The following is a 21,612-nucleotide window of genomic DNA, read 5'->3' on the forward strand; positions in this document are numbered from 1 at the left end:
TGATTTGTGTTCGACAGGTCCATTGTGGGAGCGAGCCTGCTCGCGATAGCTATCTCACTGACAATGAAGAATCCAGGCGTGCCCCGCCGCTTTATCAGACAACCCGCGCATCCCCGCGCCAACTTGGCTAAAATGCCGGCCTTTTCCACCTACACTGCTGGAACCGCCGTGAGCAAAGAACCCGATCGCCTTTTCGCCCAGCCTTTGGCCCAGGTGCCTGACTTCGCCTTCAACGAAGACGTAGTGCGGGTGTTCCCGGACATGATCAAGCGCTCGGTGCCGGGTTATCCGACCATCGTCGAAAACCTCGGCGTGCTCGCCGCGCAGTTCGCCCAGCCCCACAGCGTGCTCTACGACCTTGGCTCGTCGCTGGGTGCCGTGACCCAGGCCCTGCGCCGGCACGTGCGCACCGACGGTTGCCGGGTGATCGCTGTGGATAACTCCGCGGCCATGGTCGAACGCTGTCGCGAGTACCTCAACGGTCAGGATTCGATGTTCCAGGAGTTGCTGCCGGTCGAGGTGATCGAAGGCGACATCCTCGCGCTGGAGTTCCAGCCGGCCTCGGTGGTCGCGCTGAACTTCACCCTGCAATTCATCGCCCCGGACCAGCGCACGGCGCTGCTGTCGCGCATCCGTCAGTCGCTGTTGCCTGGTGGTGCCCTGATCCTCTCGGAAAAACTGCGCTTCGAAGACGAGCAGGAGCACGCGTTGCTCACCGACCTGCACATCGCCTTCAAACGCGCCAACGGCTACAGCGAGCTGGAAATCGCCCAGAAGCGCAGCGCCATCGAAAACGTCATGAAGCCCGACAGCCTCGAAGAACACCGCGAACGCCTGCTGGCCGCCGGGTTCTCGAAAGTCGTGCCGTGGTTCCAGTGTCTTAACTTTGCCTCGTTGATTGCCTTGCCATGATTGATCTGTCTCCCCTCGCCCGCCGTCTGGCCGGCACCCCATTGGCCGACTGGGCCAACACCCTGCAAGCGCAACTCGACAAGAAAATGGAAAAGGGCCATGGCGACCTGGAACGCTGGCAAAGCGCGCTGGACGCCCTGCCGAAGATCCAGCCGAGCGAAGTCGATTTGCTCAATGGCCTGAAGCTGGATACTGATTGCAGCGACGAGACCCGCGCGCAAATGCGCACTGCGCTGATGGGACTGTCGCCATGGCGCAAGGGGCCGTTCGACCTGTTCGGCGTGCACGTCGACACCGAATGGCGCTCGGACTGGAAGTGGTCGCGGGTCGCTCCGCACCTGGACCTGAAAGGCAAGCGCATCCTCGATGTCGGCTGCGGCAACGGTTATTACATGTGGCGCATGCTCGGCGCCGGCGCCGACAGCGTGATCGGTGTCGACCCCAACTGGCTGTTCTTCTGCCAGTTCCAGGCGGTGCAACGTTACCTGTCCGAGCCGAATGCCTGGCACCTGCCCTTCCCGTTCGAAGACCTGCCGGCGAACCTCGAAGGGTTCGACACGGTATTTTCCATGGGCGTGTTCTATCACCGCCGTTCGCCCATCGAGCATTTGCTGGCGCTGAAGGATTGCCTGGTCAAGGGCGGAGAACTGGTGCTGGAAACCCTGGTGGTGGAAGGCGACAAGCATCAGGTACTGGTGCCGGAAGACCGCTACGCGCAAATGCGTAATGTGTGGTTCCTGCCGTCGGTGCCGGCGCTGGAGTTGTGGCTGCGCCGCGCCGGGTTCACGGATGTGAAGTGCGTGGATGTGAGTACCACCACGGTCGAGGAACAGCGCGGGACGGAGTGGATGAAGTATCAGTCGCTCAGTGACTTCCTCGATCCCGAGGATCACAGCAAGACCGTTGAAGGGCTGCCGGCGCCGATGCGGGCCGTCATCGTGGCGCGTAAGTAAAACCACAATCTCCCAAACACCAAAGAACCCTGTGGGAGCGAGCCTGCTCGCGATGAGGACCTGACAGTCAACGATGATGTTGAATGACAGATCGCTATCGCGAGCAGGCTCGCTCCCACATTGGTTTTGTGTTTAGTCTGAAGGCTTCGCTCTGCGGGCCTTGAAGAACTCGCTGAGCACCGCCCCGCACTCCTCCGCCAACACCCCGCCTTCATACAACACCCGGTGATTCAAAAAGCCCTGGGTAAAGAACTGCCCCTGGCTCTGCACAATCCCCGCCTTCGGCTCCAGCGCGCCGTACACCACCCGCGCAATCCGCGAGTGCACGATCAGGCCTGCGCACATGCTGCACGGCTCCAGCGTCACATACAGCGTGCTGCCCGGCAGGCGATAGTTGTTCACCGCTTGAGCGGCGGCGCGGATCGCGACCATTTCCGCGTGGGCGCTGGGATCGCTGGCACTGATCGGGCAGTTGAAGCCGCGACCAATGATTTCCCCGTCCTGCACCAGCACCGCGCCCACCGGCACTTCGCCGAGGGCCGCGCCTTGGGCTGCCAGTGCCAGGGCCTCACGCATGAATTCGCGATCACGGCTGCGGTCGATGATGGCGGCGGGACGAATCTGACGCATCACGCCACCTCGATAGCGGCCATCAGGCCGGTTTCCATGTGGTCGATCACATGGCAGTGGAACATCCATACACCCGGGTTATCCGCCACCAGCGCTACCTGCGCCCGCTCGTTCTTGCCCAGCAGGTAGGTGTCGGTGAAATACGGAATGACCTTGTGCCGGTTCGAGGCGATGACCTTGAAACTCATGCCGTGCAGGTGAATCGGGTGCTGGTACTGAGTCATGTTCTTCAATTCGAAAATGTAGCTCTTGCCCTTCTCGAGCCTGGCAATCGGACGGTCGGCGCAGGTCTTGTCGGTGATGTCCCAGGCTTTGCCGTTGATCTGCCACAGGCTCGGCGGCTTGCCGTTGTCGACATTGACCGATACCGAGCCGACCCATTCGAAATTGAAGTTGAGTTTCTCGGCATTGGCCAGGTCCGGCTCGGCGATCGGGTTGGCCGGCAAAGCCGGCGGCCACTCGGTCGGCGCATCGCTATTGGCCACCGAACGGAACGTGCCCAGGCGCACCGGACCGTTGCGCAGCGACAACTCCTCACCGGCCGGCGGGGCCTTGATGGCCAGGCAAATACGCATGCCCGGACCGAGCCAGTACTCCTTGCCAAGCGGTCGTGGCTCGACCGGGTTGCCGTCCAACGCATAGATCTGCGCTTCGACGCCGGGAATGTTCAGGCGATAAGTCAGGGTGTTATCGAGGTTGAGCAGACGCACACGGGTAATCTGCCCGGCCGGCAAGTCGATCACCGCCTGCGGGACGCCATTGATGGTCGCCAGGCGCCCCGCCGTACCACCACGGGCCGCTTCACGGGGGATGCTGAACTCGACGAAATTACCGACGTCGTCGACATGCCAGCTCTTGAGGCTCAAGGTCTTTTCATACTTGAAACCGGTCGGCTCGCGTTCGTCGATGATCAACGGACCGACCAGGCCACGACCGAGTTCTTCACTGCTGTTCACATGCGGGTGATACCAGTAGCTGCCGGCATCCGGCACGCGGAATTTGTAGTCGAAGTACTCACCCGGCAACACCGGCAATTGCGACACGTAAGGTACGCCGTCCATTTCCAGCGGTAGGCGGATGCCGTGCCAGTGAATGGTGGTGGCGACCGGCAGGTGGTTGATGAACCGCACCCGCAGCCATTCACCCTGGCGCACCCGCAATTCGGTGCCCGGCGCCGACGGGCCGAAGGCCCAGGCCTGGGTCTTGTGCCCGGCTACCAGTTCCACGTCCAACGGTGCCGCGATCAGCTCGTAATCGTGACCCGCCTCGGCGTCAGCCATCTTGCCCAGCCAGTAGCGCGAAGCGCCCCCCGCACCGACACCAACGACAACAAGACCGGCCAGGCCACCGAGGATTTGGCGACGGGTAAACGACATGAACTCAACTACCTCACGTATCAACGACAGGCCCGGGGGCCCGCAAAAGGCGAATACGATACACCTGCAGTTGTGAAAGAAACAGCAAAGCGGGCGTGACGACGGGCCGCAGCCAGGCAGCCTCTGACAACAAAGATCTATTAATCCCTGACACCGTGCGCCGTTTTCCCTACAGATCCGGCTGTAGTCCGCAGCGCATAGTGCCGACCTCTAACCCATCCATTTCTCAAGGAGAGAGAGATGAATTCTTCAGATACAAGTACTCAATTCCCACTCCCGGACCCCGACGATGTGCAGGCCCTCAAGGACCTGGTGCTTCCGTTCGTGGAGGCCTGTCCCGACATGCACGACATGGCCCATATCGAGGCTCAGGCAATTCTGGACAAATACGGCATCCAGCACATCGACCCGGACCAGGTCTGGTGGCACCGTTTCGACAACACGTCGGTCACCAGCACCAAAGCCTTCCTGTTCTGGGAACACTATCCCAAGCCCATTGAGTCGCTGACCTTGCCGCAACTGGTGGTCCAGCGCTTTCAAGCCCACGACCAGGACAATGCCGACCTGCTGGACAGTGATGGCGGGTTCTACAACGAGGGAGCGAACGCCCGGATCTACAACGAAACCAACGAAGTGAAGATGCACCCCAGCGTGGTCATCAAGGACCTGTGGCGCATCAATTTTCACGACCGCTATTGGGAGAAGATGGGCGCTTTCTGGCGCAATCATTCGGATAATTTTCGAACCCTGGCCAAGCTCAATTTCATTTCCAAGGCGTTGGAGGAACACGACGGCTCACGCCTGAGCAACGAAAACCTCAAAACTGTGCTCAAGGCGGTGGCCGGCCATCTCACCTGGCCCGTTACCCTGGACATGCTCAGGGCCCACGAGCCGCCTGTCGAAGGCCTGCGAGTCACGCCGCTGTGCATCGGCAACTACATGTCCAGTGACATACTGCGCATCATCGACCGAGACGGACGGCAGATTCTCTATACCCCGGGGGAAACGGATGCCTTCCATGTATTAGAGACCCCCCACGACCTGCACTGGTGGTTGCTGTGCCAGAACAACCATCCGGACAACCGCGCCCGGTTCATGGCGCACTTCCCCTTGTCGGCCCAGCAGCAGGATGAGGACAACGTTGGCCTGAACCACACCATCGACTTGCTGTATGTGACGTGGGGCAAATACGACCATAGCCTGTTCGAACCAGACATACCGGGTATCGATATTGACACCTTCACCTGGCTCCGAGACTCGGTCAGGGAACGCATGTTCGACGACGCGGATATATCCTTACGCTCCAATGCCGACCTGCGGGAAAAAATGTGGATCGGCTATCTGAGTACGTTCACCCGACTCTTTGGTGCCATGTCCTGCGCCGGCTGGCCCGTGGCCCTGGCCGCCGTCGGTGCCGGCATCGCCAACATCGGCCTGAACATCGACCAGGCCGTCAACGGCATGAACGCCCAGGAACGCAAGGCCGGCGTACTCGGCGCCATCTTCAGTAGCATCGACACCCTCTTCAATGCGCTGGCGCTCGGTGGCTCGGCCGAGTTGACGGAAGTCGGCGAAGCCAAAGACGAGTTCACCCCACAGGAGAATCTCGGCGGCGAAAACGAACACCCCGAAGGCGCCCCACCGAAAATCAACGTCGCGGCCCCCGGCCGAAGCTACGTCGTGGAAGGTGAGAATCCCCTGGCCCCTTTCGAGACCAATGAAGTACTCGATGGCTTGGAGGTGGCGGCCGAGGAAGGCAAGTACCGCAACATTTATCAGCCGACGACAGGTGGCAACTACATCAAGATCAATGACGACTACTACCTGGTGCGTTACGTCAACGAGCTGAAGACCTGGGTCATCATCGACCCCGCCAACCCGTTCTCGTTTCACCGCAGCCTGCCGGTTCGTTTGAACGCCGAGGGTGAATGGGAACCGCTGGCCCGCCCCGGTCTGTATGGCGGCGGCAAGATTTTTGGCAATTGGCCTTGGGGCCGATCGCCTGCGCCTTTGCCTGAGATAGCCAGCCCTACCACTGCCTATGACGTCCCTCAGGCGCTACGGGCCGAGTTGAAGCCTTACGTGACGAAAGTCAGCTCAGGCCATGAACTCAGTGATTCCTACGACGACATTTTTAATCCGGACAGCCCCCTGATGCAGTTCAAGGCCCTGAGAAAAACCTTGTATCGAGACGCTCAGGCTTACTATCAAAACCTTCCTGAACTCCCCCCGAGACCGACTATTCCGACCTTTGGCCCGGTGAACCGAACCAAGGACATCATCAAGGCACTGTACAAGGAATCACCCGCTTTGGTGGTCGGCGAAAGCCATTCCAGCGTTGGTAGCAAACAGTTCCTGATCGAGAACATGGAAATACTTGCCAAACAGAAGGTCAAGACGCTCTACATGGAGCATCTGTTCAACGACTTTCATCAGGCGGATCTGGATATTTTCAATAGAGACGGCGTGCTCTCGGAAGATCTGGAGAGCTACCTCAACAATCTCGATAAGGGTCAGCGTACCGACCCCTCTGGCCGATTTACCTTTCTGAATGTGGTCAAGTCTGCCCGGAGAAACCACATTCGCGTGCAGGCGATCGACTGCGCTGCCAGCTATCGCGTCAATGACATGGTCCAGGTGACAGCCAACCACCGGCAAAAAATGATGAATTACTTCGCCAAAATCATCATCGAAGGGGACCAGGCCGCCAAAGGCCCCCATCAGTGGATAGCGCTGGTTGGCAATACTCACTCCAGTACCTGGGAAGGTGTTGCGGGTGTCAGTGAACTGGAAGGTGGTATCGGCTTGCGGGTAAAAAGTGCCAAGGTCGGTCAGTCCACGACCATTGAGCCAGACCCGGGAGAGTCCGGTACCAGCGGCGGAATTGACACCACTGTGTCCACGGTCAAGAACGACCTGCTTCTGGAACTGGAATCACCCGAGCTTGCCAGAGAACAGGTACTCGACGCAGCACTCAATCAACCGGGCATGGTCAGCATCGAAAAGTACGGCAACCAGCTCGAACTGGTTCACCGTGCCCGGGACGGCTCACTGGTGCGCACCCTCATCCACTCTGACGCCACAGGCATATACATTGAGCGCCCACAGTGGGTCAGCATCAATAACAAGCGATTCGCCAGCCTGGCCGAGCTTTCGCAAGCCCTGAGTCGCAACGGCTTGAAACCCACACGCGTCCCTTGAAACGCAAAAAAGCCCCGGGTCTCTCGACCCGGGGCTTCGCTTGCCATTATCGATTTGAACCTGGTTTCACAGGTTCAATTCGATCATTCCCACTCAATGGTCGCTGGCGGCTTGCTCGACACGTCGTAGGTGACGCGGGAGATGCCTTCGATTTCATTGATGATGCGGCCGCTGACGGTTTCCAGCAGTTCGTAAGGCAGGTGAGCCCAACGCGCGGTCATGAAGTCGATGGTTTCCACGGCACGCAGGGCCACGACCCAGGCGTAACGACGGCCATCGCCGACCACGCCAACCGATTTCACCGGCTGGAACACCACGAAGGCCTGGCTGACCTTGTGGTACCAGTCGGCTTTGCGCAGTTCTTCGATGAAGATGAGGTCGGCGCGACGCAGCAGGTCGGCGTATTCCTTCTTCACCTCACCGAGGATGCGTACTCCCAGGCCCGGGCCCGGGAACGGGTGACGGTAGACCATGTCGTACGGCAGGCCCAGTTCCAGGCCCAGACGACGGACTTCGTCCTTGAACAGTTCGCGCAGTGGCTCGACCAGTTTCAGGTTCATCTCTTCCGGCAGGCCGCCCACGTTGTGGTGCGACTTGATCACGTGGGCCTTGCCGCTTTTCGCGCCAGCCGACTCGATCACGTCCGGGTAGATGGTGCCCTGGGCCAGGTACTTGATGTTGTCCAGTTTGTTGGACTGGGCATCGAACACGTCGATGAAGGTGCGGCCGATAATCTTGCGCTTCTTCTCCGGGTCGGCTTCGCCGGCCAGGTTGTTCAGGAACTGCTCTTCGGCGTTGGCGCGGATCACCTTGACGCCCATGTTCTCGGCGAACATGGCCATCACTTGCTCGCCTTCGTGCAGGCGCAGCAGGCCGTTGTCGACGAACACACAGGTCAGCTGGTCGCCGATGGCCTTGTGCAGCAGCGCGGCAACTACCGAGGAGTCAACACCGCCGGACAGGCCGAGCAGGACGTTGTCGGTGCCGACCTGGGCGCGAACCTGGGCGATGGCGTCTTCAGCAATCTTCGATGGCGTCCACAGGGCTTCGCAGCCGCAGATGTCGAGGATGAAGCGCGACAGGATGCGACCGCCTTGCTTGGTGTGGGTCACTTCCGGGTGGAACTGCACGCCGTAGTAGCCGCGAGCATCGTTGAACATACCGGCAATCGGGCAGCTCGGGGTGCTGGCCAGGATGTGGAAGTCTTCCGGCATGCGGGTAACTTTGTCACCGTGGCTCATCCACACGTCGAGGCCGAACAGGCCGTCGGCGTCGATGTGGTCTTCGATGCCGTCGAGCAGGCGGCTCTTGCCGACTACGTCAACGCGGGCATAGCCGAACTCACGCAGCTCGGAACCTTCAACCTTGCCACCCAGTTGCTCGGCCATGGTCTGCATGCCGTAGCAGATACCGAAGACCGGCACGCCCAGGTCGAACACCGCTTGCGGGCAGCGCGGGCTGTTGGCTTCGTGAACCGACTCCGGGCCGCCGGCGAGGATGACGCCTTTAGGAGCGAATTCGCGGATCGCATCTTCGTCCATGTCGAACGGGTGCAGTTCGCAGTACACGCCGATTTCACGCACGCGGCGGGCGATCAGCTGGGTGTACTGGGAACCGAAGTCGAGGATCAGGATGCGGTGGGCGTGAATGTCGAGGGCCATGATTCAGTCTCGTCTAAAAAATTCGGAAACAGTCGTGATTCAGAAACAACTCGGGGCTGAATAAAACAGCCCCGGTTGCTTAGCTTGTTGCTTGAAGGCTCAACCTACGCGGTAGTTTGGCGCTTCCTTGGTGATCTGCACGTCGTGAACGTGGGACTCGGCCATGCCAGCGCCGGTGATCCGCACGAACTCAGGCTTGGTGCGCATCTCTTCGATGTCGGCACTGCCGGTGTAGCCCATCGAGGAACGCAGGCCGCCCATCAACTGGTGGATGATCGCGCTCAGGGTGCCCTTGTACGGAACACGCCCTTCGATGCCTTCCGGAACCAGCTTCTCGGCGCCTGCCGAGGAGTCCTGGAAGTAACGGTCGGAGGAACCTTGAGCCTGGGACATGGCGCCCAGCGAACCCATGCCGCGATAAGCCTTGTACGAACGGCCCTGGAACAGTTCGATCTCGCCCGGCGCTTCTTCGGTACCGGCGAACATCGAGCCCATCATCACGCAGGAAGCACCGGCTACGATGGCCTTGGACAGGTCACCGGAGAAACGGATGCCGCCGTCGGCGATCAACGGTACGCCAGTGCCTTCAAGGGCCGCGGCGACGTTGGCGATGGCACTGATTTGCGGCACGCCGACACCGGCGACGATACGGGTGGTGCAGATCGAGCCTGGGCCGATACCGACCTTGACGGCGTCAGCGCCCGCTTCGGCCAGGGCCTTGGCGGCAGCGCCGGTGGCGATGTTGCCGCCGATGACCTGCACTTCAGGGAAGTTCTGCTTGACCCAGCGAACGCGGTCGATCACGCCCTTGGAGTGACCGTGAGCGGTGTCGACCACCACCACGTCAACGCCGGCAGCGACCAGCGCGGCAACGCGGTCACCGGTGTCTTTACCGGTGCCGACTGCAGCGCCAACGCGCAGACGACCTTGATCGTCCTTGCTGGCCAGCGGGTAAGCCTTGGCTTTTTCGATGTCGTTGACGGTCATCATGCCTTTGAGGGCGAATTTGTCGTCGACGATCAGCACGCGCTCGATGCGGTGCTTGTGCAGCAGTTCACGCACATCGTTCTTGTCGGCGCCTTCCTTGACCGTGACCAGACGCTCTTTAGGCGTCATCACTTCACGGACAGTGGCTTCCAGACGGTTCTCGAAACGCACGTCACGGGAAGTGACAATGCCGACCAGGTCGCCATTGTGCAGCACCGGAACGCCGGAGATGTTGTGCATGCGGGTCAGTTCGAACAACTCGCGCACGGTGGCGTCGGCGACGATGGTGATCGGGTCTTTGACCACACCAGCTTCGTAACGCTTGACCTTGCGGACTTCGGCAGCTTGCTGCTCGATGGTCATGTTCTTGTGGATGATACCGATACCACCTTCCTGAGCCATGGCGATTGCCAGACGGGCTTCAGTGACGGTGTCCATGGCAGCGGAAACCAGTGGAATATTCAGCTCGATGCCACGGGTAAGGCGGGTCTTGAGACTGACTTCGTTAGGAAGCACCTCGGAATAACCGGGCACTAGGAGAATGTCGTCGAATGTCAGAGCTTCTTGGCTGATACGCAGCATCGCGGGGGCTCCCGAGCGGGAAAATGGAAGCGCGCCATTATAGTCAGACACCCTCTCGGGTTCAATGTAAAACTCTGTCTATTATTGGCATTACGGATATACGGGGATTAGCGCCGCCTACAATTCGACTTTCACCCAACTGACCGGCTGATCGAGCCAATCGGCGAATTCATCGATAAAGCTCTGCTTGAACCCGGCTTCAGCCCAGTTATTGAAGATGAAACCGAGGTTGGAAAAGCCGCATTCCTGCAGGAACAGAAAGCCGTTGATATCGTCTTCATGCCCGCATTCGGGGCAGGTGAAGTTGTCGGTACGCCCCGGCATCCAGTCTTCCAGGCTTTCGAACAGGGCTTCACCCACTTCCTTGCGGCACTCGGCGCAGCCCGCCTCTTCAAGGAAACCCTTGGCTGGCGTATAAATGCAGCGCTTGGTGATGATCTCCAGGCCATTGATCGGATCGCCGAACGGCAGGGCTTCGGGGTGCAGGACCACTGCGCGGGCACCGTCGGCGATGGCGTGGGCCATGCGATTGCCGGTGCGGCCGCAAGTGGTCAGTTCTTCCTGGATGATGTTCTTGCGCACCAGCCAGCGCACGACGGCCCGGGCCCGGGGTTCGTGCACCGGCAGGGTGGAGATTTTCGGGACGATGATGCTTTGCGAATTCATGGGGTACAGGCCTGGAACATTGATGAATGACCTGTAGGAGCGAGCCTGCTCGCGATGGACTCAAGAGCACCGCGGGGAACCAGACTCCCCGCGTTATCGTTAACGACCATCGCGAGCAGGCTCGCTCCTACAGGTAAAGCATTGGCGCGATGCCCATAGAAGGTATAGGCCCGCCGGAGAGTTTTTTACAGTTCCACGACTACCGCCTGCGAAGCACGGGTCGCCTTGGCGCGGGCAGCTTCGATCGATTCGTCGCGCGCCAGGGCCACGCCCATGCGGCGCTGGCCGTTGACCTCAGGCTTGCCGAACAGACGCAGCGCGGTATCCGGCTCGCTCAAGGCAGCGCCCAGGTTGGCGAAAGCGGTCTGGGTCGACTGCCCTTCCACCAGGATCACCGCCGAGGCCGATGGCCCGAACTGACGGATCAACGGGATCGGCAGGCCCAGAATCGCCCGTGCATGCAGGGCGAACTGCGACAGGTCCTGGGAAATCAGGGTCACCAGGCCTGTGTCGTGCGGGCGCGGCGAGACTTCGCTGAACCACACCTGATCGCCCTTGATGAATAGCTCGACGCCGAACAGACCACGGCCCCCCAGGGCTTCGGTCACCGCTTTGGCAACACGCTCGGACTCAGCCAGGGCAATCGGGCTCATGGCTTGGGGCTGCCAGGATTCCTGGTAGTCGCCCTTCTCCTGACGGTGGCCGACCGGCGCGCAGAAGGTGGTGCCGCCGACGTGGCGCACGGTCAGCAGGGTGATTTCGTAGTCGAAATCGATGAAGCCTTCGATGATCACCCGACCTTTACCGGCACGGCCACCTTCCTGGGCGTAGTCCCAGGCTTTCTGCACATCATCAACGCTGCGCAGCAGGCTCTGGCCCTTGCCCGAGGAACTCATGACCGGCTTGACCACACACGGGAAACCGAGGTCTTCGACGGCTTTGCTGTAGTCCTCGAACGTGTCGGCGAAGTGGTACGGCGAGGTTGGCAGGTCCAGCTCTTCAGCGGCCAGGCGACGGATACCTTCGCGGTTCATGGTCAATTGCGCGGCGCGGGCAGTCGGGATCACGGTGAAGCCTTCGGCCTCCAGTTCCACCAGGGTCGCGGTGGCGATGGCTTCGATTTCCGGGACGATGAAGTGCGGCTTCTCGGCTTCGATCACGGCACGCAGGGCAGCACCATCGAGCATGTTGATCACGTGGCTGCGGTGCGCCACCTGCATGGCCGGCGCGTTGGCGTAGCGGTCCACGGCAATCACTTCAACGCCCAGGCGTTGCAGCTCGATCACCACTTCCTTGCCCAACTCGCCACAGCCACACATCAATACGCGGGTCGCGGTCGGCGACAATGGGGTTCCGATACGGGTCATCTGAAGGTCCTCAAGGAGCGGATCATCGAGGGACGCGTCGCCATGCGCGCTTCCCATGGGGAGAAAGCGCGGCATTTTACATGAACTTCAGCCGACGACAGCCTGTTTGCGCAGGCGCCAGGCCATGATCAGCCACACGGCGGTGACCCCGGCGAACTTCGAACCCAGGGCGGTGAGGATCACCCCCGGCGTCAGGGCGTCGATCATGCCGAAAAAGATAAAGGTATCGAGGGGAATGCTCAGGGCCGAACTTATCCACAGGCGATCATGCAACGGGCGCCTGGTGATGCTGAACACCAGCCAGTCAATGCACTCGGAAACCGCGAACGCCGTGGCGCTGGCCAGGGCGATGGACGGATCGGAGGTGACATAGGACAACACCAGCGCCACCAGCATCGCCGCGAGGGCGCCATGCCCGAACCGGGTTTGCACCATGTCACGCAGGATGAACACCAGCCCGCCCCAGGCCGACCAGATGATGTCCAGATGCGGCGCGGTGGAGAAGGCAAAGTTGATCAGCACGACGCTGCTGATGTAGGCGATCAGGAAGAACATGGGCGGGAAGGTACCTGTCAATTTGCCGCACAGAATACTGTAGGAGCGAGCCTGCTCGCGATGGACTCAAGAACACCGCGGGGAACCAGACTCCCAGAGTTTTCGTTCACGCCCATCGCGAGCATGCTCGCTCCTACAGGGAAAGGCGCCTCAATTTCCCGGCTTTGCCCCGACCGTCCACACCAACCCACTGGCCTTCGCCCGCTCATGACACAACCCCAGCACCTTGCGCCGCTCGTCGTTGTCCATGCGGCTCCAGCGGGTGATTTCTTCCACCGTGCGTTGGCAACCGGTGCAGATGTCATCGTCATCCAGCGCACAAATGTTCACGCAGGGCGATGCAACCGGGCGTTCAGTGGTGGTCATTCTTCCTGCTCGGCCAGGTCGCGGGCATAACGCTGCGAGTTGTGTACATAGTGAGCAGCGCTGGCCTCCAGCATCTTGATTTGCGGCTCGGTCAATTCGCGCACCACTTTGCCGGGCGAGCCCATGACCAGCGATCCGTCCGGAATCTCCTTGCCTTCGCCGATCAGCGAGTTGGCGCCGATGATGCAGTTCTTGCCGATCTTCGCGCCATTGAGAATCACCGCGTTGATGCCGATCAGGCTGTAGTCGCCGACGGTGCAGCCGTGGAGCATGGCGTTGTGGCCGATGGTCACGCCGGTGCCGATGGTCAGCGGGTAGCCCATGTCGGTGTGCATTACGGTACCGTCCTGGACGTTGCTGTTCTTGCCGACCAGGATCAACTCGTTGTCGCCGCGCAATACGGCGTTGAACCAGACGTTGGCGCCCTCTTCCAGCTTGACCTTGCCCACCAGCACGGCATTGGGTGCGACCCAGCTCTGTGGATGGGTTTCGACGCGGGCGTCGCCCAGGCGGTATTTCATTGTTGGATTCCTCAAGGCTCAGGCAGGCTTTTTTTCAGCAAAACCAGGATTCAGGCCATTCGAACGATGGCGTCAGATACTGATAAAGCTTTTGGGAGGCTGATGCAGGCTGATTTTGGCGTCATACAGCAGGTTGATCAACTCGACGATCATGATCGCCGTCAGCCCCCAGATCTTGTATTCGCCAAAGCGATAGCTCGGGACGTACCAACTGCGGCCCTGATAATCGATACGATGGGTATGTTCGCGGGGGTCTTTGCGGAAGAACTCGAGGGGCACGCTGAACACCGCGGCGATCTCGGCATCGTTGGCCTGGTATTGGACAAAATCCGGGATCACCCCGACATAGGGCGTGACCTTGATGCCATGCAGGCTGATCAGCGGGCTGAGCGGGCCGATCACCTCGACCAGCCCCGGCGGCAGGCCGATCTCTTCTTCGGCTTCACGCAGGGCGGTGAAAATCAGGTCGGGGTCTTCGGGGTCACGGCGCCCGCCGGGGAAGGCGACTTCGCCGCCATGGGTCGACAGGCCGCTGGCACGCAGGGTCAACACCAGCTCGGGCTCGTCACTGCGGGTGATGGGCACCAGCACCGCGGCCTCGGGAAAACGACGGTCGGTCTCCAGTGTGCGTGGTGTGTGGTTACTAACCCGATGCAGTAGCTCATCCAGCATGAGTGTTCTCGATCTGTGCCTTACCCGGCATCATGCACCAATCGCTGCGGCCGCCCAACCCCCGCAACCGTCCCATGTCGCGAAACGACAACTTGCCGACCGGCACTGCCGCACGCCAAGATAGGCGCAGCATTCAGGAACCCCAGCATGAAATTTTGCAGCCAGTGCGGTAACCCGGTGACCCAGCGCATTCCCGAAGGCGATTCGCGCCTGCGTTTTGTTTGCGACAGCTGTCAGGCCATTCACTACCAGAACCCCAACATCGTCGCCGGCTGCGTGGCGACCTGGGGCACCAAGGTGTTGCTGTGCCGGCGGGCTATCGAGCCACGTCGCGGCTACTGGACCCTGCCCGCCGGTTTCATGGAGAACGGCGAGACCATCGAACAGGCCGCCATTCGCGAAACCGCCGAGGAAGCCTGCGCCCGGGTGCGTAACCTGAGCATCTATACCCTGATCGACGTACCGCACATCAGCCAGGTGCATGTGTTCTTCCGTGCCGAACTGGCGGACCTGGACTTTTCTGCCGGCCCCGAGAGCCTGGAAGTGCAACTATTCGACGAAGCGGACATTCCATGGGATGAGCTGGCTTTCCGCACGGTGGGCCGTACCTTAGAATGCTTCTTCGCTGACCGGCGGACCGAGGTTTATCCCGTTCGGTCTGAATCGATCCCGCCACTTGCTCAGCCTGCCATTATCTGATGTCATCTCGGCATCACTCAAAGGCGCCGAAAGATCGCCCGAACGCGGCACGAGCCTGCGGCAGCTCCTGCAAAAACTTCTATACATAAATAGTCGCGACACCTCCTGGGGAATCGTTTCAATGCGCTGGTTGCTTGCCCTGTTCTGTTTGTCGTTTGTCACGGTGTCCCAGGCTTCTGCCGTGGAACCCCTGGACGGCAAGGTCATCGAGAAGATCCTGATTCTCAAGTCTTCCCATCAATTGCAATTGATCAATGACGGCAAGCCGCTCAAGACCTATCGCATTTCCCTGGGCAAGCGTCCCAAGGGGCCCAAGCTGATGGAAGGCGACAAGCGCACCCCGGAAGGCTTCTACTGGGTCGACTGGCGCAAGATCAGCGACCGCTTCAACCTGGCGATGCACATTTCCTACCCGAACATCAGCGACTCTGCCCGCGCCCGTCGTGAAGGCGTCGAGCCTGGCGGCATGATCATGATCCACGGCACCCCGGACAGCGAAGACACCCCGGAAAACCTGTTCCACACCCTGGACTGGACCGACGGCTGCATTGCCATGCGCAACATGGACATGCGCGAAGTCTGGAACCTGGTGCCAGACGGCACGATGATCGAAATTCGTCCGTAATTCCCCACGACCATTGGTCGCCCTCGAAAAATAAATTTAGAAGATCGCAGCCTACGGCAGCTCCTACAGGGTTGATACCAATCTCATCTGTAGGAGCTGCCGCAGGCTGCGATCTTTGCCTTCAAAACACCCTCCTCTAATACCACTTCAAACCAACCCCCATTCCAACCAGCCGACAAGGCAGGTTTCCCTACACAAACAGCAAAGCTCTGGCGTTGACATGGTATTCAAGTGGTATTAGTTTTCGCCCATTCACGGGCAAAAACATTCCAATATCCGCCCCGGACACCCGCCATGAACGATCTCCAGGCCCTGCGCCCCGACGACACCCAACCCACGCCGTTGTACCTGCAACTGGCACGCAATCTGGAAGCGGCGATCCACGCCGGCCAGTGGAAAGCCGAGCAGGCGATGCCATCGGAGCGCAATTTGAGCGAGACGCTGGGCATCTCCCGCGTCACTGCACGCAAGGCGTTGGAGGTGTTGTTCGAACAAGGCCTGATCCGCCGCAACCAGGGCTCCGGCACTTTTATCACGCCGCGCCTCGAACAACCGCTGTCGCGCCTTTCCGGCTTCAGTGAAATGCTCCGCCTCAAGGGGTTCGTGCCTGGCTCGCAATGGCTGGAGCGGGAAATCACCCTGCCGACCCACGAAGAGCTGATCCGCCTCGGCCTGTCGCCCAACGACAAGGTTGCGCGCCTCAAACGCCTGCGCAAGGCGGACGACACGGTGATGGCCATCGAGATGAGCACCCTGCCCGCCTCGATCATTCCCAAGCCGCAGGCGGTGGGCGATTCCCTCTACGAGTTCCTCGACGGCATCGGCAAACCGGTGGTCCGCGCCCTGCAGCACATCCAGGCGATCAACGCCTCGGACGAGTTCGCCGCACTGGTGGGCATCGCCCCCGGCACCGCCATGTTGCTGATGACCCGGGTCGGCTACCTCGAAGACAACACGCCCATCGAAGTCACCGACACCTATTGCCGTAACGACTACTACGACTTTGTCGCAGAGCTTCGTAGATAAAAAACCGAGATCCCGACATGTCCGAAGACAACATCCTCACCGCCCACGGCTGGGTTCGCGGCCGACTGGTGCACGAACACGGCAAAGTCGTGTCGATCGAAGGCCAGCCCTGCGATCCGGCGGACAATGATCTGCCGTACCTGCTGCCGGGTTTCATCGACCTGCACGTTCACGGCGGCGGCGGCAAGGACATCATGGAAGGCGCGCCGGCCTTCGAAACCATCACCCGTACCCACGTGCGCTTCGGCACCACGTCGCTGCTGGCCACCACCATGACCGCACCGAGCGACGAGATATCCAGCGTGCTCAAGGCCGTCGGCGAATTCTGTGAGCTGCGGCCCCAAGGCTGCGCCCGGGTGCTCGGCGTGCACCTCGAAGGCCCCTACATCAACCCCGGCAAACTCGGCGCGCAACCCAACTTCGCCCACACCGCGCTGATGGCCGAAGTTGAAGAATATCTGGCGCTCGCGCCGATCCGGGTGATCACCATTGCCCCGGAAATCGCCGGTCACGACGCCTTGATCCGCGATCTCAGCAGCCGCGGCGTGCGCATGCAGATCGGCCACACCCTGGGCAGCTACGAGGAAGGCGTCGCCGCGCTGGAGGCCGGCGCCAGCAGTTTCACTCACCTCTACAACGCCATGAGCCCACTGCATCACCGCGAACCGGGGATCGTCGGCGCCGCGTTGGCCCACGCCAAATACGCCGAACTGATTCCCGACTTGCTGCACGTGCACCCCGGCGCCATCCGCGTAGCCCTGCGTTCGATCCCGTGCCTGTACTGCGTCACCGACTCGACCGCGGCCGCCGGTATGCCCGATGGCGAGTACAAGCTTGGCAGCCACACCGTGACCAAGTGCCTGGGCGGCGTGCGCCTGCCCGACGGCACCCTGGCCGGCAGCACCCTGACCATGGATCAGGCCCTGCGCAACCTGGTGAAGATCGGCCTGCCCATCGCCGAAGCCTCGCAGCGCCTGTCGCAATTCCCCGCCGACTACCTCGGCATCACCGAACGCGGGCGCCTGCAACCGGGGGCCTGGGCCGACTGCGTGCGGCTGGATCGCTCACTGAAACTGACCGCTGTCATGGTCGAAGGAGAAGACATTGACTTCAAAAATGCTTGAAGAGGCGCTGTCCTCGTTCGAGGCCGTGCAGGCCCAGTTGCAAACACTCGACCCGCAGATGATCGAAATCGCCGGGCGCCTGCGTCGTCAACCGCCGCAAGTGGCCATGACCGTGGCACGCGGCAGCTCCGATCACGCCGCCAGCTACTTCGCCTACCTGACCATGCAACTGCTGGGCATCCCGGTGGCGTCGCTGCCGATGTCGGTGGTGACCATGCAGCAGGCACCATTGAAGGTCAGCGGCCAGGTGGCGTTCGCCTTTTCGCAATCGGGTCAAAGCCCGGACCTGGTCAACAGCCTGCGCCTGTTGCGCAAGCGCGGTGCCCTGAGCATATCGATGGTCAACGCCGAAGACTCGCCGCTGGAAGCCGCCTGCGAATTCAGCCTGCCGCTGTGTGCCGGCACCGAAAGCAGCGTCGCCGCGACCAAGAGCTTCATCGCCACCCTCAGCGCCAGCGCCCGGTTGATTGGCCACTGGAAAGAAGACGCCGAACTGCTCGAGGCCGGTCGCGCCCTGCCCGAGGGCCTGCGTGACGCTGCGCAACAGGACTGGAGCCCGGCCATCGACGCCTTGCGCGATTGTCAGCGGCTGATGGTGATCGGCCGTGGTGCCGGTTTCGCCATTGCCCAGGAAGCGGCGCTCAAGTTCAAGGAGACCTCGGCGATCCAGGCCGAAGCCTTCAGCAGCGCCGAAGTCCGTCACGGCCCGATGGCCTTGATCGGCGACAACTACCCGCTGCTGGTGTTTGCCCCACGGGGCGCCGAACAGGCTGGTTTGTTGAGCCTGGCCGCCGACATGCGCCAGCGCGGCGCCCGGGTCCTGCTGGCCGCGCCGGATGACGTGCTTGAACGCGACCTGACCCTGACCCGCGCCGAACACCCGGCCCTCGACCCGATTCTCGCGATCCAGAGTTTCTACGTGATGGCCGCCGGCCTGGCCGTGGCCCGTGGCATGGACCCGGACCAGCCGCGGCACCTGAGCAAAGTGACACGCACCCACTAAATCGAATGGCGATTGATTGACCTGTAGGAGCGAGCCTGCTCGCGATGGACGTGAACGATGACGCGTCCTTCCTGAATGAACGCGTTGCTCTCAAGTTCTTCGCGAGCAGGCTCGCTCCTACAGGGAGTGGATTGATCTGAACTATTTTTTTATGAGACCGAGCCATGCATAACAACAATAAAGAGCTGACCTTAAGCGCCCCGCTCAGCGGCCCGGTGCTCACGCTCGCCAAAGTCCCGGACCCGGTGTTCGCCAGCGGCGCCATGGGTGACGGCATTGCCATCGATCCGCTCAACGACACGCTCCACGCCCCCTGCGCCGGCGTGGTGGTGCATGTCGCCCGCACCGGCCACGCGGTGACCTTGCGTGCCGACAACGGCGCTGAATTGCTCCTGCACCTGGGCCTCGACACGGTCGAATTGCAGGGCCAGGGCTTCTCGATGCTGGTCAAGGAAGGCGCGCGCGTCGCCAACGGCCAACCGCTGCTGCGCTACGACCTGGACAAGGTCGCGCAACAGTGCAAGAGCCTGGTCAGCCTGCTGATCCTCACCAACAGCCAGGACTTTCAGGCACGGCCCATCACGCTCAAGTCGGTAAAGGTCGGCGAGCCGTTGCTGCACATCATTCGTCGGCAGACGTCGAGCGCACAGGTGGATACCGAGTTTGCCGGCGCAGAGATTGTCGGTCTGGTGCGCATTGCTCACCGTGGCGGTCTGCACGCGCGACCGGCTGCGTTGATCCGTCAGACCGCGCAAGGATTCAAAAGCAAATCGCAGCTGCATTTCGCTGGCAAGTCAGCCACCTGCGACAGCCTGATCGGCCTGATGGGGCTGGCCATCGGCGAACAGGCGGAGGTCCAGGTCAGTTGCCAGGGCCCGGATGCCGAAGCCGCACTGCAAGCCTTGTTGACCGCGTTATCCACAGCCCTGGCTGTAGACCACCACGCCGCCGCGCCAGCCACGATTGCCCAACGCAATCGCCCCGCCGAAGCCGGCGTGTTGCACGGCGTCTGCGCGGCGCCCGGCCTGGTCGGCGGGCCGCTGTTTCGCCTGAATGCGATCAGCCTGCCAGTGGATGCCGGCCACCATGATCCGCAGCAACAACAGCAAGTGCTGGACGCGGCACGGAGCCAGGTGCGCAGCGAAATCGAGCACACGCTGGCCCAGGCGAAAAAACACAAGGACACCGCTGAAGAGGCGATTTTCGCCGCGCACCTCGCGCTGCTCGAAGACCCGGCCCTGCTGGACGCCGCCAGTCAAACCGTCGCCCAGGGCACGGCCGCGACCCACGCCTGGAGCCAGGCCATCGACGCGCAATGCGAAGTCCTCCAGCAAACAGGCAGCACGCTGCTGGCGGAACGCGCCAACGACCTGCGCGATCTCAAGCAACGGGTGCTGCGCGCATTGCTCGGCGATACCTGGCATTACGACGTGCCAGCCGGCGCCATCGTCGCGGCGCATGAACTGACGCCCTCCGATTTACTGCAACTGAGCCAGCAAGGCGTCGCCGGGCTGTGCATGGCCGAAGGCGGTGCGACCTCTCACGTGGCGATTCTGGCCCGGGGCAAAGGCCTGCCGTGCATGGTCGCACTGGGCTCGACGCTGCTCGATCAGCAACAGGGGCAACCGGTGGTGCTGGACGCCGACGGCGGCCGCCTCGAACTGACACCCAGCACACAGCGCCTGGCCGACGTGCGCCAGCTGCAACAGCAACAGCAACAACGCCGGGCCGAACAACAGGCCCAGGCCCACACACCCGCGCTGACCACCGATGGCCTGCACATCGAAGTCGCCGCCAACGTGGCGTCCAGCGCGGAAGCGGCAGACGCACTGGCCAATGGCGCCGACGGCGTCGGCTTGCTGCGCACCGAGTTTCTCTTCGTCGACCGCCACACCGCCCCGGACGAACAGGAACAACACCAGGCCTACCAAGCGGTGCTCAATGCCATGGGCGACAAGTCGGTGATCATTCGCACCATCGACGTCGGCGGCGACAAGCAACTGGACTACCTGCCACTGCCCGCCGAGGCCAATCCGGTGCTCGGCCTGCGCGGCATTCGCCTGGCCCAGGTTCGCCCTGAACTGCTCGACCAGCAACTGCGCGCACTGCTGCACCTGCGCCCGTTGTCACGTTGCCGGATCCTGCTGCCGATGGTCACGGAAGTCGATGAGCTGCTGCATATCCGCCAGCGCCTCGACGCCCTGTGTACGGAACTCGGCCTGGCGCAACGCCCGGAGCTGGGGGTGATGATCGAAGTTCCGGCCGCCGCGCTGCTGGCCGAGCAACTGGCCGAACACGCGGACTTCCTGTCCATCGGCACCAACGACTTGTCGCAATACACCCTGGCGATGGACCGCGATCACGCCGGGCTCGCCGCCCGCGTCGATGCGCTGCACCCGGCACTGCTGCGGCTAATCGCCCAGACCTGCGCCGGTGCGGCACAGCACAACCGTTGGGTGGGCGTGTGCGGCGCACTGGCGTCAGATCCATTGGCCACGCCGGTGTTGATCGGCCTGGGGGTCAGTGAGTTGTCGGTGAGCCCGGTGCAGGTCGGTGAAATCAAGGATCGCGTGCGTCATCTCGACGCCAGCGAATGCCGGCGCATCAGCCAGGACCTGCTCAAGCTGAGCAGCGCCAGCGCGGTGCGTCACGCCTGTCACCAGCATTGGCCGCTGAGCTAAAGAAC

General features: G+C 61.6%; 20 protein-coding genes. 9 read left to right on the top strand and 11 right to left on the bottom strand.

Features of this window, described 5'->3' with window-relative positions:
* The first annotated feature begins 132 nt into the window (after nucleotides 1-132).
* On the top strand, nucleotides 133-912 hold the full coding sequence (gene cmoA / locus WHX55_RS25060) for a carboxy-S-adenosyl-L-methionine synthase CmoA (protein ID WP_191629417.1): 780 nt from the start codon (nucleotides 133-135) through the stop codon (nucleotides 910-912).
* Nucleotides 909-1,865, top strand: a complete 957-nt coding sequence (gene cmoB / locus WHX55_RS25065) for a tRNA 5-methoxyuridine(34)/uridine 5-oxyacetic acid(34) synthase CmoB (RefSeq protein ID WP_353741521.1) — start codon at nucleotides 909-911, stop codon at nucleotides 1,863-1,865. The genes cmoA and cmoB overlap by 4 nt, the downstream gene beginning before the upstream one ends.
* 132 nt (nucleotides 1,866-1,997) lie before the next feature.
* On the opposite strand, the gene tadA is transcribed toward cmoB, so the two are convergent.
* Together tadA and WHX55_RS25075 are read right to left on the bottom strand one after the other, a co-directional pair.
* The gene (tadA, locus tag WHX55_RS25070; protein WP_150726751.1) at nucleotides 1,998-2,495 is read right to left on the bottom strand and encodes a tRNA adenosine(34) deaminase TadA; all 498 of its coding nucleotides are present in this window, start codon (nucleotides 2,493-2,495) and stop codon (nucleotides 1,998-2,000) included.
* Nucleotides 2,495-3,871 carry a multicopper oxidase family protein gene (locus tag WHX55_RS25075; RefSeq protein ID WP_150757937.1) on the bottom strand — a complete coding sequence of 459 codons (1,377 nt, stop codon included), beginning with the start codon at nucleotides 3,869-3,871 and terminating at the stop codon, nucleotides 2,495-2,497. The genes tadA and WHX55_RS25075 overlap by 1 nt, the downstream gene beginning before the upstream one ends.
* Nucleotides 3,872-4,111: 240 nt before the next feature.
* On the opposite strand from WHX55_RS25075, the gene WHX55_RS25080 reads away from it, so the two are divergent.
* Nucleotides 4,112-7,072, top strand: a complete 2,961-nt coding sequence (locus tag WHX55_RS25080; protein ID WP_353741522.1) for a membrane-targeted effector domain-containing toxin — start codon at nucleotides 4,112-4,114, stop codon at nucleotides 7,070-7,072.
* 83 nt (nucleotides 7,073-7,155) lie between these two features.
* Here WHX55_RS25080 and guaA read toward each other — a convergent pair whose 3' ends face one another.
* From guaA to WHX55_RS25125, 9 genes are all read right to left on the bottom strand, one after another.
* The gene (gene guaA / locus WHX55_RS25085; protein ID WP_353741523.1) at nucleotides 7,156-8,733 is read right to left on the bottom strand and encodes a glutamine-hydrolyzing GMP synthase; all 1,578 of its coding nucleotides are present in this window, start codon (nucleotides 8,731-8,733) and stop codon (nucleotides 7,156-7,158) included.
* Between the two features lie 99 nt (nucleotides 8,734-8,832).
* Nucleotides 8,833-10,302 (bottom strand): IMP dehydrogenase, encoded by a 1,470-nt coding sequence (gene guaB / locus WHX55_RS25090; protein ID WP_008053208.1) that lies wholly within the window; start codon nucleotides 10,300-10,302, stop codon nucleotides 8,833-8,835.
* 117 nt (nucleotides 10,303-10,419) lie between these two features.
* A complete protein-coding gene (locus WHX55_RS25095; protein ID WP_150726754.1) occupies nucleotides 10,420-10,968 on the bottom strand; it encodes a sugar ABC transporter ATPase in 549 nt (182 codons plus the stop codon).
* Between the two features lie 185 nt (nucleotides 10,969-11,153).
* Nucleotides 11,154-12,335: a formate-dependent phosphoribosylglycinamide formyltransferase gene (gene purT / locus WHX55_RS25100; RefSeq protein ID WP_007982831.1), complete on the bottom strand. Its 1,182-nt coding sequence runs from the start codon at nucleotides 12,333-12,335 to the stop codon at nucleotides 11,154-11,156.
* Nucleotides 12,336-12,422: 87 nt separating this feature from the next.
* Nucleotides 12,423-12,890 carry a preQ0 transporter gene (locus WHX55_RS25105; RefSeq protein ID WP_353741524.1) on the bottom strand — a complete coding sequence of 156 codons (468 nt, stop codon included), beginning with the start codon at nucleotides 12,888-12,890 and terminating at the stop codon, nucleotides 12,423-12,425.
* A gap of 150 nt (nucleotides 12,891-13,040) precedes the next feature.
* Entirely contained in the window at nucleotides 13,041-13,256 is a 216-nt protein-coding gene (locus WHX55_RS25110) for a DUF1289 domain-containing protein (RefSeq protein WP_151213898.1), read from the bottom strand.
* Nucleotides 13,253-13,777 (bottom strand): gamma carbonic anhydrase family protein, encoded by a 525-nt coding sequence (locus tag WHX55_RS25115; protein ID WP_150726758.1) that lies wholly within the window; start codon nucleotides 13,775-13,777, stop codon nucleotides 13,253-13,255. The genes WHX55_RS25110 and WHX55_RS25115 overlap by 4 nt, the downstream gene beginning before the upstream one ends.
* Before the next feature lie 72 nt (nucleotides 13,778-13,849).
* Nucleotides 13,850-14,449 (bottom strand): CoA pyrophosphatase, encoded by a 600-nt coding sequence (locus WHX55_RS25120; protein ID WP_150726759.1) that lies wholly within the window; start codon nucleotides 14,447-14,449, stop codon nucleotides 13,850-13,852.
* Nucleotides 14,439-14,582 carry a hypothetical protein gene (locus tag WHX55_RS25125; RefSeq protein WP_172435319.1) on the bottom strand — a complete coding sequence of 48 codons (144 nt, stop codon included), beginning with the start codon at nucleotides 14,580-14,582 and terminating at the stop codon, nucleotides 14,439-14,441. The genes WHX55_RS25120 and WHX55_RS25125 overlap by 11 nt, the downstream gene beginning before the upstream one ends.
* Nucleotides 14,583-14,596: 14 nt before the next feature.
* Between WHX55_RS25125 and WHX55_RS25130 the strand changes: the two genes are divergently transcribed.
* The 6 genes from WHX55_RS25130 to ptsP all read left to right on the top strand — a co-directional run bounded on the left by WHX55_RS25130 (nucleotide 14,597) and on the right by ptsP (nucleotide 21,607).
* Nucleotides 14,597-15,148 carry an NUDIX hydrolase gene (locus tag WHX55_RS25130; protein ID WP_008016748.1) on the top strand — a complete coding sequence of 184 codons (552 nt, stop codon included), beginning with the start codon at nucleotides 14,597-14,599 and terminating at the stop codon, nucleotides 15,146-15,148.
* Nucleotides 15,149-15,269: 121 nt separating this feature from the next.
* On the top strand, nucleotides 15,270-15,773 hold the full coding sequence (locus WHX55_RS25135; RefSeq protein ID WP_150726760.1) for a L,D-transpeptidase family protein: 504 nt from the start codon (nucleotides 15,270-15,272) through the stop codon (nucleotides 15,771-15,773).
* A gap of 294 nt (nucleotides 15,774-16,067) precedes the next feature.
* Nucleotides 16,068-16,799 (top strand): GntR family transcriptional regulator, encoded by a 732-nt coding sequence (locus WHX55_RS25140; RefSeq protein ID WP_046040977.1) that lies wholly within the window; start codon nucleotides 16,068-16,070, stop codon nucleotides 16,797-16,799.
* A 17-nt stretch (nucleotides 16,800-16,816) separates the two neighbouring features.
* On the top strand, nucleotides 16,817-17,923 hold the full coding sequence (nagA, locus tag WHX55_RS25145; RefSeq protein WP_353741525.1) for an N-acetylglucosamine-6-phosphate deacetylase: 1,107 nt from the start codon (nucleotides 16,817-16,819) through the stop codon (nucleotides 17,921-17,923).
* On the top strand, nucleotides 17,904-18,926 hold the full coding sequence (locus tag WHX55_RS25150) for an SIS domain-containing protein (RefSeq protein ID WP_353741526.1): 1,023 nt from the start codon (nucleotides 17,904-17,906) through the stop codon (nucleotides 18,924-18,926). Before nagA ends, WHX55_RS25150 begins: the two co-directional genes overlap by 20 nt.
* Nucleotides 18,927-19,090: 164 nt before the next feature.
* Entirely contained in the window at nucleotides 19,091-21,607 is a 2,517-nt protein-coding gene (gene ptsP, locus WHX55_RS25155; protein ID WP_353741527.1) for a phosphoenolpyruvate--protein phosphotransferase, read from the top strand.
* Nucleotides 21,608-21,612 lie beyond the last annotated feature (5 nt).

It is taken from the genome of Pseudomonas fluorescens, from assembly GCF_040448305.1.
Taxonomy (GTDB): Bacteria; Pseudomonadota; Gammaproteobacteria; order Pseudomonadales; family Pseudomonadaceae; genus Aquipseudomonas; species Aquipseudomonas fluorescens_BH.